This is a genomic window from Flavobacterium sp. (assembly GCF_044341265.1).
Classification (GTDB): domain Bacteria; phylum Bacteroidota; class Bacteroidia; order Flavobacteriales; family Flavobacteriaceae; genus Flavobacterium.
The window spans coordinates 149,271-163,290 of the sequence record NZ_JBIISA010000001.1 but is presented as its reverse complement, the minus strand read 5'-3'; the positions used below and the strand labels follow the sequence as shown (position 1 = coordinate 163,290).

General features: G+C 29.9%; 11 protein-coding genes and 1 tRNA gene. 7 read left to right on the top strand and 5 right to left on the bottom strand.

Translation table 11 applies throughout. The features are described 5' to 3' along the window. Positions 1-18: 18 nt before the first annotated feature. The gene (nusA, locus tag ACIQ06_RS00750; protein ID WP_344815561.1) at positions 19-1,260 is read right to left on the bottom strand and encodes a transcription termination factor NusA; all 1,242 of its coding nucleotides are present in this window, start codon (positions 1,258-1,260) and stop codon (positions 19-21) included. Positions 1,261-1,268: 8 nt separating this feature from the next. Next, on the bottom strand, positions 1,269-1,736 hold the full coding sequence (gene rimP / locus ACIQ06_RS00745; protein WP_396143153.1) for a ribosome assembly cofactor RimP: 468 nt from the start codon (positions 1,734-1,736) through the stop codon (positions 1,269-1,271). A gap of 171 nt (positions 1,737-1,907) precedes the next feature. On the opposite strand from rimP, the gene ACIQ06_RS00740 reads away from it, so the two are divergent. Beyond that, on the top strand, positions 1,908-2,732 hold the full coding sequence (locus ACIQ06_RS00740; protein ID WP_396142999.1) for a universal stress protein: 825 nt from the start codon (positions 1,908-1,910) through the stop codon (positions 2,730-2,732). Positions 2,733-2,829: 97 nt separating this feature from the next. Here the strand turns inward: ACIQ06_RS00740 and ACIQ06_RS00735 are convergent. Further along, positions 2,830-2,900, bottom strand: a tRNA-Gln gene (locus ACIQ06_RS00735). A 195-nt stretch (positions 2,901-3,095) separates the two neighbouring features. Between ACIQ06_RS00735 and ACIQ06_RS00730 the strand changes: the two genes are divergently transcribed. The 4 genes from ACIQ06_RS00730 (at position 3,096) to ACIQ06_RS00715 (ending at position 9,202) form a co-directional block, all read left to right on the top strand. Further along, on the top strand, positions 3,096-4,496 hold the full coding sequence (locus ACIQ06_RS00730; RefSeq protein WP_396142997.1) for a sensor histidine kinase: 1,401 nt from the start codon (positions 3,096-3,098) through the stop codon (positions 4,494-4,496). Between the two features lie 4 nt (positions 4,497-4,500). Further along, entirely contained in the window at positions 4,501-5,187 is a 687-nt protein-coding gene (locus ACIQ06_RS00725; RefSeq protein WP_396142995.1) for a response regulator transcription factor, read from the top strand. A 112-nt stretch (positions 5,188-5,299) separates the two neighbouring features. Then, positions 5,300-8,500 carry a DUF2723 domain-containing protein gene (locus ACIQ06_RS00720; protein WP_396142993.1) on the top strand — a complete coding sequence of 1,067 codons (3,201 nt, stop codon included), beginning with the start codon at positions 5,300-5,302 and terminating at the stop codon, positions 8,498-8,500. A gap of 69 nt (positions 8,501-8,569) precedes the next feature. Next, positions 8,570-9,202, top strand: coding sequence for a polysaccharide deacetylase family protein (locus ACIQ06_RS00715; RefSeq protein ID WP_396142989.1), 633 nt, complete (start codon positions 8,570-8,572; stop codon positions 9,200-9,202). Here the strand turns inward: ACIQ06_RS00715 and ACIQ06_RS00710 are convergent. Continuing rightward, the gene (locus tag ACIQ06_RS00710; RefSeq protein ID WP_298116634.1) at positions 9,199-9,495 is read right to left on the bottom strand and encodes a co-chaperone YbbN; all 297 of its coding nucleotides are present in this window, start codon (positions 9,493-9,495) and stop codon (positions 9,199-9,201) included. The two genes, ACIQ06_RS00715 and ACIQ06_RS00710, sit on opposite strands and share 4 nt — an antisense overlap. A 73-nt stretch (positions 9,496-9,568) precedes the next feature. Next, a complete protein-coding gene (locus ACIQ06_RS00705) occupies positions 9,569-10,801 on the bottom strand; it encodes a metallophosphoesterase (protein ID WP_396142985.1) in 1,233 nt (410 codons plus the stop codon). A 377-nt stretch (positions 10,802-11,178) separates the two neighbouring features. On the opposite strand from ACIQ06_RS00705, the gene ACIQ06_RS00700 reads away from it, so the two are divergent. After that, positions 11,179-11,889: a T9SS type A sorting domain-containing protein gene (locus tag ACIQ06_RS00700; RefSeq protein ID WP_396142983.1), complete on the top strand. Its 711-nt coding sequence runs from the start codon at positions 11,179-11,181 to the stop codon at positions 11,887-11,889. Positions 11,890-12,159: 270 nt separating this feature from the next. Continuing rightward, complete coding sequence (locus tag ACIQ06_RS00695) at positions 12,160-14,019, top strand: LamG-like jellyroll fold domain-containing protein (RefSeq protein WP_396142981.1); 1,860 nt, start codon at positions 12,160-12,162, stop codon at positions 14,017-14,019. The last annotated feature ends 1 nt before the right edge of the window (position 14,020 follow it).

Below are 14,020 nucleotides of genomic sequence, written 5' to 3'. Positions count from 1 at the left end.
TTTTATTGGGGTGAAAAATTAGTCTTCAAACTCCTCTTTCAATATGCGCATTACTTCTTGTATTGTTTCTTCTTCTAAATCAGTTCTTCTTGCTAAATCGGCAACATCTTGTTTTAAAATACTCTTTGCTGTATCCAAACCAATTTTTGCAAATTCATCAATAATCCAACCGTCAATTTCGTCTGAGAATTCTGTTAATTCAACATCATCATCTTCTGCTGTACTTCCTTCTCTGATAACATCTAATTCGTATCCAGATAATTGACCTGCTAATTTAATGTTTTGTCCTCCACGACCAATTGCTTTAGAAACTTCTTCTAATTTCAAAAACACTTCAGCATGTTTTGTTTCTTCATCAATTTTCACAGAAGAAACTTTTGCAGGACTTAATGCTCTTGTAATTAACAGAGAAGCATTAGTTGTATAGTTTATTACGTCAATATTTTCGTTACCTAATTCACGAACGATACCATGAATACGAGACCCTTTCATACCAACACAAGCTCCAACAGGATCAATTCTATCATCATAAGAATCAACAGCTACTTTTGCTTTTTCACCTGGAATTCTTACGACTTTTTTAATCATAATTAAACCATCGAAAACTTCTGGAATTTCTTGTTCAAATAATTTTTCTAAAAACTTCTCAGAAGTTCTAGACATAATGATTTGAGGTTTATTTCCTTTTAATTCAACGCTTTCAATAATTCCTTTAACATTATCTCCTTTACGGAAAAAGTCAGAAGGAATTTGTTTTTCTTTTGGTAATACAATTTCGTTTCCTTCATCATCAACCAAAATTACAACTCTAGGACGTACATGATGTACTTCTGCTGTATAAATTTCACCAATAATATCTTTAAATTGTTTGTACAAGTTAGTATTATCGTGTTCGTGAATTTTTGAAATTAAATTTTGGCGTAAAGCTAAAATAGCTCTTCTTCCTAAATCTATTAATTTAACTTCTTCAGAAACTTCTTCTCCAATTTCAAAATCAGGTTCTATTCTTCTAGCTTCTGTAAGTGTAATTTCTTCATTTTCTAAATCTAAATCATCATCGGCAACAACAATTCTTCTTCTCCAGATTTCCATATCTCCTTTATCAGGATTTATGATAATATCAAAATTGTCATCAGAACCATACTTCTTTTTTAAAGCATTTCTAAAAACATCTTCCAAAATCGCCATAAGCGTTACTCGATCAATAAGTTTATCATCTTTAAACTCTGAGAATGATTCGATTAATGCAATATTTTCCATTATTCTATTTAATTAAAATTTATTGTAACAACTGCTTCTATTATTTCTGAGTAAGGTAATTCTAATTTTTTTTGAACTGTTTCCTTACCTTTTCCTATTTTTTTTGGTTCTCTAGTCATCCAAGATAAAACTATTTTTTGCTCATCTGCATCAATCAATTCTGCCTCAATAGCTTCTTTTCCGGTTTTAACCTTTAAAGTCCTCCCTATATTCTTTATGTATTGTCTTTTTAATTTTAATGGCGAACCAACACCAACAGACGCTACTTCAAGCTCAAAATCATGCTCTTCTCTATCTAGATTATTTTCAATAATTCTACTTACATCTATACAATCTTGAAGATTAACACCATTATCACCATCCAAAGTTACAATAATTTTGTAATTATCTGAAATTGATAAGTCTATCAAAAACATTTCTGGTTTTTCAGACAAACCTTCTTCTAAAAGTTTTGTAACTTGTTCTCTAAATGTCATAATCTTATAAAAAGAGGGAAGCAGTGCTTCCCTCATTATTCATTTCTGTTTAATAATGGTGCAAATATAGAAATTTTTTTTTATATTAATTTCATTGCTTTTTATATTTTTTTTATACCTTTATACTCTATTAATAGACAAACTTAAAAAATACATCATTTATACACAATCATGAAAAAAATCCTAATCCCTACAGACTTTTCTCAAAATGCTGAATATGCTTTAAAAGTTGCTGCTCAAATTGCTAAAAAAAATAATGGCGAAATTATTTTATTGCACATGTTAGAATTTCCAAATCAAGCAAGTGATGCTATTGGATCTGGTGCAGCTATACCAGAAATCATGTTTTTCAAAAATGCCGCTATAAAAAAATTAGAAGACCTTATGGATGAAGATTATCTTGATGGTTTAAAAGTTTCTGAAATCGTGCAATTTGAATTGGCTTTTGATGGTATCTTAAAAATTAGTCAACTAAACAATGTAGATTTAATTGTAATGGGTTCGCATGGTGCAAGTGGCTATAAAGAAATGTTTATAGGTTCAAATGCTGAAAAAGTAGTTCGTAATTCTGATGTTCCTGTTCTAATTATCAAAAAAGAAGAAAACGATTTTACAGTTAATAATTTTGTTTTTGCATCAGACTTCAGTGACGAAGTAAAAAAACCATTTGAAAAAGTAGTTGACTTTGCAAACAAATTTGATTCAACATTACATTTAGTTATGGTTAATACACCTAACAATTTTAAATCAACTTCTACATCTGAAGAAACAATGAAAAGATTCCTTTCTAACTTCAATGTTCAAAAAGTTGAGACACACGTTTACAATGAAACTAATGTTGAAAAAGGAATATTAAACTTTTCAAATAGCATTAATGCTGATTTAATAGGAATGAGTACACACGGAAGAAAAGGTCTTTCTCACTTCTTTAATGGAAGTATTAGTGAAGACTTAGTTAATCACGCAACAAGACCTGTTATAACATTTAAGATATAATACAATACTATATAAAAATAAAAAACCATCAATTAATTGATGGTTTTTTTATACTTATTAAAATAAAAAATCCCAACATTTCTGTTGGGATTTTTTGTTGGTCTACAAGGACTCGAACCTTGAAAGACTGCACCAAAAACAGTTGTGTTACCATTACACCATAGACCAATAAGTGCTTGAATGCGGGTGCAAATTTAATACAAATTTTATTTTAAGCAAACATTTATTCAACTTTTATTTAAAATTTTGAAAAATGAATTTAATCCAAAACCTAATGTGCTAATTTTATTCGCATTACAAAAATATCATTTCCTCTATACAATGTCTTTGAAAGTTAATCGTAGGTTAAAGGAAGAATAAAAAATGATTTTTACAATAAATCGTGCTATTTTTGAATCTGAATTTATTATGAAGCAAAAAATAAACATATTAACTCTTTTATCAGGATTAGTTCTAATAGCGCTTTGCGTTATGCAATATTATTTGGTAAAAACTACTTATAACTATAAAGTAGCGCAATTTCGTCTTGAAGTAAAAGAAAAACTTGCTGAAATCACGAATGATTATAGCGACATAGACAGTACATTATTCAATAATAAAGATTTTATATACAAAGAGCTCGCAGAAAACTATCTAATCGATAGAAATTATCGAAGCCAGGTAAAAAAACAATTCATAGAGAATCATTTTAGAAAACAATTAACTGATAAACTACAAAAGAAATTTGAAAAAGAGTTTCCGGATAACGAAATCGATTTTGCAATAATCTTAAACAAATTTGTAATCTATAACAACACTAAAAAAGCAGACACCTTATTTGCTTCAAAACCTTTTATTGAAAACAAAATGTATGGCAATTTAGCTTCGCTTGAAGACGCTTTTTTAGTTAGAAACTACGTTGGAACCACGAGTTCAAATACATCAAAATCAAATTATAAATTGCTTACTGAGGATAGCTTATATGTTTCTGTAAAAAACTGGGAATTAATTATTCTTAAAAGAATGTCTTTATTGCTGTTTTTTGCAATTGCCTCAATTATTACATTAATCTCGATATTTGTAGTAACTCTAAAATCATTAATAAAACAAAAGAAAATTAGTGATATTAAAACAGACTTTATAAACAACATCACTCACGAACTAAAAACACCACTTACAACTTTATCGGTTTCTACAAAAATATTGGAGCGTAAAGAAGTAAAAGAAAATGATTTAGTTTACAACCAATTGATTCAAACTATAAATCGTCAAAATGAGCGTTTACAAAGTTTGATAGATCAGGTAATGAGTAACTCTTTAGGCTTTGAAGAAATTGAATTGCAAAAAGAAAAAACAAAAATTAATGCTTTCTTGGAAACCATAGTAAATGATTTCAAAATGGCTAATCCTACAATTGATATTAAAACAAATTTTAATTCAGAAACACAATTAACTTTAGACAGATTTCATCTCACAACTGCAATAATTAATGTTTTAGACAATGCTGTTAAATATGGCGCCAAAACCATTTTCGTAACTACAAATTTGCAAAATAATGAATTCAAAATTTGTATTGAAGATGACGGAATAGGAATTGCAAAAAACAAACAATCGTTACTTTTTGACAAATTCTATAGAGTTGAACAAGGAAACCTTCATAACACAAAAGGTTTAGGACTTGGACTGTATTATGTAGACCAAATTATTAAAGCACACAAAGGAACTATTAATTTGGTGAGCGAATTAGGAAAAGGAACGCAATTCATTTTATCAATTCCATCTTAGTGTTATGAAAAAAATACTTTTAGCCGAAGATGATTTTGATTTTTCAAATGTATTAATTCAGTACTTACAGCTTCATGATTTTGATGTTGTTTGGGCAGAAAACGGAGTTAAAGCATTAGAAATTTTTAAAAGAAATAGTTTTGACATTTGTATTCTAGACGTTATGATGCCAAAAATGGATGGTTTTGTACTAGCCGAAGAATTAATAAAAATAAATCCTGAAACACCTTTCGTTTTTCTCACTGCAAAACAATTGAAAGAAGATAGAATAAAAGGATTACAACTAGGAGCAGATGATTATATCGTCAAGCCTTTTGAAGTTGAAGAATTAATTTTAAGATTAAATAACATTTTAAAAAGAAGTGAACTCAATTTTAAGACACAAACAGTTCAAGAAATTTCAATAGGCAAGTACATTTTTGACACCAAAAGGTTATGTTTAAAAAAAGATAATAGTACACAACAACTAACTGAAAAAGAAGCACTACTAATTGAATATCTTTATCAAAATAAAAACCAATTAATTAAAAGAGAGGCTATCTTAAAAAATATTTGGAAAAATGACGATTACTTTTCAGGAAGAAGTATGGATGTTTTTATAACTAAAATTAGAAAGTACTTTCAAGAAGACAAAAATATTTCAATTGAAAGCACAAGATTTATTGGATTAGAATTTAAAATTAAAGAATAATTAATAAAAAACTTTTAGCAGCAAGTAATTAAGAAAATTTTATCAACTGCAATTTATGTGGTTTCGATAAAAAAATAGTTTCTTTGCATCTGAATTAACATCATAATTATATATGACAACATTTGATTTCAAAAAGTGGAATAACATTTTAGGTTGGGCTGCTTTTTCAATTGCACTGATAACCTATACATTAACAGTAGAGCCCACAATGAGTTTCTGGGATTGTGGAGAATATATTGCAACAGCTGCTAAACTTGAGGTAGGACATCCACCAGGCGCACCATTATTTCAAATGCTTGGAGCTTTCTTTGCAATGTTTGCAACTAGTAGCGACAAAGTAGCTTTTATGGTTAACATGATGTCTGTGTTTTCTAGTGCTTTCACCATTCTTTTTATGTTTTGGTCTTCTACCATTTTGTTAAAGAAAATCATTTCGTCATACACAGAAATAGACAATAATAATATCAAAGTTATTTTAGGAAGTTCATTTGTTGGAGCATTAGCATTCACTTTTTCAGATAGTTTTTGGTTTAATGCTGTTGAAGCAGAAGTTTATGCAATGGCAACATTACTTATTGCACTACTCTTTTGGCTTGGCTTGAGATGGGAACAAGAAATGCACGAGCCAAAAGGAAACAGATGGTTATTACTAATAAGTTTAGTAGTTGGTTTATCATTTGGTGTTCACTTTATGGCTTTATTAACCATTCCTTCAATTGGTTTTTTATACTTCTTTAAAAACTACAAAAAAGTAACTGTTACAAATTTCATTCTAGCCAATATAATTATTATAGCAGTATTACTTTTTATTTTTAAACTTCTTTTGCCTTACACATTAGCTTTCTTTGGTAAAACTGAAATTTTCATGGTAAACAACCTTGGGTTACCTTTTAACTCAGGAACTATTTTTGCTGTACTTCTAATTGTAGCTTTCTTTTATTTTGGATTGAGATACACTAGAAAAAAAGAACATCCAACATACAACACTGTTTTACTTTGTATTCTATTTGTATTAATAGGATTTTCAACTTGGATGATGTTGCCTATTAGAGCTAATGCAAACACACCAATAAACGAAAACAAACCATCAGATGCTGCCGAAGTATTGGCCTATTACAATCGTGAACAATACGGAATTAATCCATTATTTTATGGTCCACAATATACTGATGCCTTTGCTGGTTTGGATGAGAATAATCCATATTTAGACAAAGCTCCAAACTATGAAAGAGACGAAGCTTCTGGAAAATATGTGATTGTAAACGATTATAAAAATGCAGAGCAAAACACCGATGACAATCACAAAGCAATTCTACCTAGAATGTGGAGTACAGACAACATTGAAGGATATATGAACTTTACTGGAGTTCCAAAATTCAAAGTAAAATCTGAATATGTTGAAGAAAAAGAATTAACCGACGTTGTTGCAGAATTCAGACAAGCCTATGCAAGTGGTAAAATTGATAATGATGGTTATGTTTCTTTCTTAAAAGCATATGGTGACTATCTTGACATTGAAAAACCATCAACTTTTGATAATCTTAGTTTTATGATTGAATATCAATTTGGTTATATGTACGGTCGTTATTTGTTATGGAACTTTGTTGGAAGACAAAACGACAATCAAGGTAGATATGATAATCTGGATGGGAACTGGTTAAGCGGAATAAAATTCATTGATGAAATTCACTTAGGTTCACAAGAAAATTTAACTCAAGATATTAAAAATAATAAAGGTCGAAACTTATACTATTTTATACCTCTATTTTTAGGTTTGATTGGTTTGATGTACCACGCACAAAGAGATTTAAAAAGTTTCTACGTATTATTGGCGTTGTTCTTATTTACAGGATTAGCATTAAAAATTTATCTTAACGAAAGACCATTTGAACCTCGTGAAAGAGATTACGCTTTAGTTGGCTCATTTTATGTATTTGCAATATGGATTGGTTTTGGAGTTTATGCAATCTATGAAATGATAAAAGAAAAAGTAGCTGCAAAAATTGCCGGACCAATAGTAGTTGCTACAAGTTTACTGGCGGCTCCTGTTTTAATGGCATCACAAAACTGGGACGACCATGATCGTTCAGGAAAATATACAGCTTTAGCAATGGCTAAAAATTATCTTGACTCTTGTGATCCAAATGCTATACTATTTACAATTGGTGATAATGATACCTTCCCATTATGGTATGCTCAAGAGATTGAAGGATACAGAACCGATGTAAAAATTGTAAATACTAGCTTATTAATGACCGATTGGTATATTGATCAAATGAAGCTTAAAACCTATAAAGCAGATGGTTTACCAATTTCATTTGAACATCAGCAATATGTTGCAGACAACAGAGACGCTATTCTATTTAATAAGCAAACTGAAAACAGATGGTTACTTAAAGATTTTATAAACTTTGCGAAAAGTGAAGACACCATAACTACTGTTGAGATGCAAAGTGGACACAAACTTCATTTCTTTCCAACAAATAAAGTTAGAATTCCTATTGATAAAAATGCTGTTATCGCAAATAAGGTAGTCAATCCTGCGCAAAATGACTCTATTGTTCCTTACATTGATATAGACTTAAAAGGTGGTGCTTTATACAAAAATCGTTTAATTATGTTTGACATTTTAAACAACAATAATTGGAAAAGACCTATTTATTTTAGCCCAGGAAGTTTTGGAGATGATGATTATCTATGGATGAAAGATTATCTTCAGCTTGATGGTATGGTTTATAAATTAGTGCCGATAAAAACTCCCGTAATTGAAGAAAACTATCCAGATATGGGGCAAATCGATACAGAAAAAATGTATAAACTTGCAACCAATTGGAAATGGGGTAATGGAGAAAGCACTAAAATTTATCATGATCCAGAAACTAGAAGAAATAGTATTTCTTATAGAACCAATCTTTCTAGATTAATGGAATTATTGATAAAAGAAGGTAAAATTGATAAGGCCAAAAAAGTTATTGATTTGGCAATTACTAAGACGCCTATAGATTACTATGGTTATTATTTAACGCTTGAGCCTTTTGTTGGTGGTTATTATAAAACAGGTGAAAAACAAAAAGCAAGAGATTTAATAACTAAACTCGCATCAAAATATAAAGACAATTTGAGATATTATAGTACTTTCAACTCTTCTGACCAAAGTTTTATGGCTACAGATATAGTTACCGATATAGAACGTTATAGAAGTTTATTAAAAGTAATGAAAGCTAATGGTGATATTGAATTTTATAACAAAAACAGAAATGAATTTAATAGTTATAATAATAGATTCCCAAGATTTCAACGCGATATGGAATAATTGATTTTATAAAAAATAACAAAGTGCCGATAGATTAATTTATCGGCACTTTTTATTTACATTTGAATTATGAATTGGGTGAAAGCACATTGGATAATCAAAAAACTATTCTCAAACTATGTTTGGGATATTCCTAACAATGAAAATAAAGTCTATTTAACATTTGATGATGGCCCAACTCCTGAAATCACAGAATGGACATTAAATCAATTAAAAGAATTCAATGCCAAAGCAACCTTCTTCTGTATAGGAGATAACGTTAGAAAATATCCGGAAATTTTTCAGAAAGTAATCAACGAAGGACATTCCATAGGAAATCACACTTTCAATCATTTAAACGGCTGGAAAACAACCACAAATGATTATATTGAAAATGTCAAATTATACGAAACTGAACACTGCAAACTGAACATTGAACACTGCCAACTATTCCGTCCACCTTATGGCAAAATAAAACCATCGCAATCAAAAATTCTTCGAAAATTTGGTTACAAAATAATAATGTGGGACATCATTTCTTATGATTTTGATAATACAATTTCTAAGGAAAAATGTTTAGAAAATGTTTTAAAAAATGTAAAATCAGGAAGTATTATCGTTTTTCACGATAGCAAAAAAGCATTCACGAACTTGGAATATGCATTACCAAGAACTTTAGAATTCTTAAAAGAAAAAGGATTTGTTTGTGAAAAAATTGATTAGACTTGTTCTTGAACTAAACCAATTATAGTATTAGCGTCCAATTCACCTGATTGTCTCCACACCATTTGACCTTCTTTATAAATCATAAGTGTTGGTAAACCTTTTATTCGAAGTGCTTCGGCTAATTCTTGGTTTTTATCCACATCAATTTTAATCACTTTTGCTCTATCGCCAAGTGCAGCTGCTACATCTCTAATTACAGGATGCATCGACACTGATGATTCGTTCCACTCTGTGTAAAAGTCAATTAACACAGGAACTTGAGCATTTATAAGTTCGCCAAATTTTGACATAAAACCTAGTTATTTATATATTCTTTTGTAAAAAAGAAAGTATTAGTAATACAAATGTAGCATTTTTAACTAATTATACTACATTTTTGCCTTTTTTTAGTTCAATTACTGTAATTTCAGGCATAATTCCTACTCTTCCAGGGTAAGCATGAAACCCAAAACCTCTATTTACGTAAATATATTTACCAACATTTTCATATAAACCAGCCCATTGTTTGTAAACATATTCTACGGGACTCCATTTAATTATGCCTGGAATTTCTATTCCAAACTGAAAGCCATGTGTGTGTCCAGAAAGCGTTAAATGGAAATTTTTAGGATGATCTTTTACTTCTGCATCCCAATGACTCGGATCGTGACTCATTAAAATTTTGAAATCTTCTTTATTCAAATTTTCAGATGCCTTGTTCAAATCACCAATTTTCTTGAATTTCACACCCCAATTTTCGACACCAACTAATGCAATTTGATCATTCCCTTTTTTGATTTTCGTGTTTTCATTCAACATTAATTTGAAATCTATTTGTCGGTGCAAATCTTTTATGTCTTCAAAATTTTTATTCTTCGCTTCCTCCGATTTCCAATCTACATATTCACCATAATCGTGATTACCAAGAACAGAATATTTTCCAAATTCATGATTCTTTATCTTTTTGAAAGTATCAATCCATGGATGCATTTCAGTGGCATGAGTATTCACAATATCTCCTGTAAACAATAACAAATCTGATTCTTGCTCATTGATTAAATCAACTGCATAACTTATTTTTTCTGGATTGTCAAAACTTCCACTATGTATGTCTGATATTTGAGTGATTTTAAAACCGTCAAAAGCATCAGGTAAATCATCAAAAAATAACGTTTGTCTTAATACTTTATAATTGTATTTACCAATCGTCATTCCATAAATCAATGATATAAATGGAACTGCTGCAATTCCAAGCGCAACCTGACTAATAAACTTTCTTCTTTCAGGTAAAAAAGTATCATTCCCATAATTTGTAAAATAATTCTTAGTTCCTAACATCAATCTAAGAGTATCTTCAAGGAGCATGATAAATGTTATCAATAATTTTGGAACAATAACTAGTAACATAACTCCAATGGTCATCATAAACATTTGAGTTTGTCCTACACCTCTATCAAATTTAGAAAAACCATAAAAAACAAAAGCCACTGCAAGAACAGAAATTATAATATAAGTAAGTTTAACCCATCTTACTTTAGTAAAAGTTTTAACAGCTTGAAAAGCATAAATTTCAATGATTGCAATAATCACAAAAAGGATAATCCAACGTGCAGACATTCTATTTTTTTTGCAAATTAACAAAGAAAGCAAAGATGAAATCATTTCATTATAAAAATTTTAACTACAGTTTACATTATGTAATTAATTGTAGATTTCATAAAAAAAAAGTGTTGTTTCACAAAAGTTAAAAATCAAATCAAAAAAGTAAGAACATTTTTGCATTATAACTTTTAAAACTAAATCCATGAAAACAAAATTACACTTATTCTTTTTTTACATTATTCTTAACATTCTGCATAAAAGGATTTTCTGCACCAATTATTTCAAATGTTTCCGTTTCAAATATTACTGCAACAACGGCTAGAATAAATTTTTCTGTTAATGCACAAAATAGTACAACTTATGCATTTGTTCAAATCAATACAACTCCAACTATGTCTGGAAGCTATCCTCCAAATGGACCGTTCAATGGAACAACTCCTGTTTCTTCGTTTCAAGACGTTACAAACTTGATACCAAACACACTTTATTACTATGCAATTGATGCGTACAATGCGTCAAGTCAGGCAGCAATAACAATTACTGGAACTTTTACCTCAGGCGGAATTCCACCAAGCACATCAAAAGCTGTTGTTACTAATATTACTACGACTTCTGCACAAATTGATTTTCAGGTGAATACATTTGGAATTCAAAGTTCAATAGGAGTAGATTACGGTTTAAGTTCTACCTTTTTTACTTCTTACATTATTGTTGCTAATACCACTACGAATTCTCCAACACCATTTGTGTATAACTTTGCGAACTTAACACCAAATACAACTTACTATTATAGTGTTGGAGGATATTCGCCAACCCTTAATGGAAACAGAATATTGGGAAGTTTTACAACTTCTGCTTTGGGCTTAGCGGATAATGAACAAAAACCCAAATTTAATTTATATCCAAATCCAACTTCAGATAATTTCACAATTGAAATGGATTCAAATATAAAATCGGTCGAGATATATTCTTTACAAGGTCAAAAAGTACTGACTTCTACAATCAAAAATGTAAATGTATCTAATTTATCAAAAGGAATTTATTTAGTTCAAATTGAGGATGAAAACAATAACAGAAGTACTCAAAAATTAATTGTAAAATAACATGAGAATTATTGAAAAATACCGTCTCGAAATAACCCTTGCAACACTGTATACCTTAATTTTAATAATGATAGTTTTTAGTTTTTAATACCAATATAAATTATTGGTCAACCGTCACTTTACTCTTGAAGTGGCGGTGTTTTGTTTTATGAAAAAAGCTTTATGAAAATCAATTTGCAATTCGTGAAAGAAAATCTTGGTTTCGTGAAATGTTAAAATATAAATCCGCCCATTTATAGACTTTTGTCACTGAATTTAAACTGTTTACATATGAAAAAAATATTACTTCTTATCACAATCGCTTTTATCGCAATAAAAGGATTAGCTCAAGCACCAACAACTGGATTGGTAGCTTATTATAACTTCCAAAATACTTTGAATAGTAATTCTGCATCACATAGTTTTACAGATGTTGGTTCAAGTAATGTTACTTATACAACCGGTAAAGATGGTCAAGGTGCAAACTTTAACGGAAATGCTGTTTTATTGAATACAACTATGACGAATACTTTTTATACAAATGTAAAATACACTATAGCGTGGTGGGAGTTTAGACCCATTGGAACTCCTGGTAATTTTTCAAGTTCATTCGAAATTGGCGAAACAAACTATTATAGAGCAACAAATTCGTCTGGTTGCTCTGCTCCAACTTATTATCCAAACAGATACGAATTTGGACTTTCAGATGGTGGAACATTTCGTTGTTTAACCCTACAGCAGCAAGCAACATTAGCAGGAGTTTGGGTGCATCATGCAGTGGTACACAACGGTACATCGGTAAGTTATTACCTCAATGGTAGCCCAAATGTAAATGGTTGGTTATTAAACTATTCAGGTTTCAATTTTGCTAATTTAAATTTCATTTTTGGAGGTGGTACAAATTCAAATACTATTAATACTGCAAAATGTATGAATGGCATTTTAGACGAATTATATGTTTATAATAGAGCGTTGACTGATGCAGAAATAGTGTTGGTAAAAAACGCCACCTATTCTTACACACCAGTTCCATCAATAAGCAATGTTTCGGCAACACCAACATCAAATAATGCCACCATAAATTATTCATTAAACGCAAGTGGAAATGCAACAACATCAATTATCAAATACGGAACTTCTTCAAGTGCATTAACAAGTCAAATTAATGGTCAAAATGCTTCTGGAACAGCAACAAATCCGTTTAGTACTGTTATTTCTGGATTAACTTCTGGTACAACTTATTATTATCAAATTGAGGCAACAAATTCTTTTGGAACTACACAATCTGCCATATCAAGCTTTCAAACTCAAGGCATGATTGCTGAATACAATTTTAATAATACTTATAACAATGCTCTAGGCAATTCTCCTTTCACGTCAAATTCGGGAACTTCTTTTACTAGCGACAGAAGCAATACTCCTAATAGTGCATTATACATTAACAATACAGGAACAACATCAACTATTTTAGGATTACCTTATGGAAATAGTGCCAGAACAGTTTCTGTATGGATAAAAATGGCAGTACTAAATTCTTTTGGTTTCAATTTTATATATAACTATGGGAATTCTACAAATTATTATGGAACTTACTTCAATAATTCTAATTTATACCACTTTCAAAACGGTAGTAGTCATTTTGTAGCTAATACAACCGCTCTAAACACTTGGATTCATTATGTATTTATATACGATGGTACTGTTTCTAAAATTTATAAAAACGGAGCTTTATTAGGTACAAATACGATTGCATTTAACACTTTAAATAATGGGAATTTATTCAGTTTAGGTTTAACCGAAAGTGGAGGTGTAAATTATTTTAATGGTACAGTTGATGACCTTAAAATATATAATTATGCTATTTCAGATGCTGATGTTACAAGTTTATTTTCAAACAATATTTTAGCATCCGAAAATTTCACATCTCAAAACCTAAAGGCAACAATCTACCCAAATCCAACTTCAGATAATTTCTCAATTGAAATGGAAAACGAAGTAAAATCGGTAGAAATTTATTCGATTCAAGGTCAAAAAGTTTTGACTTCTAATACAAAAGATATGAATGTTTCTAATTTATCAAAAGGAATGTATTTGGTAAAAATCGAAGATTCAAATAATGCAGTTTCAACACAAAAATTAATTATTAAGTAAA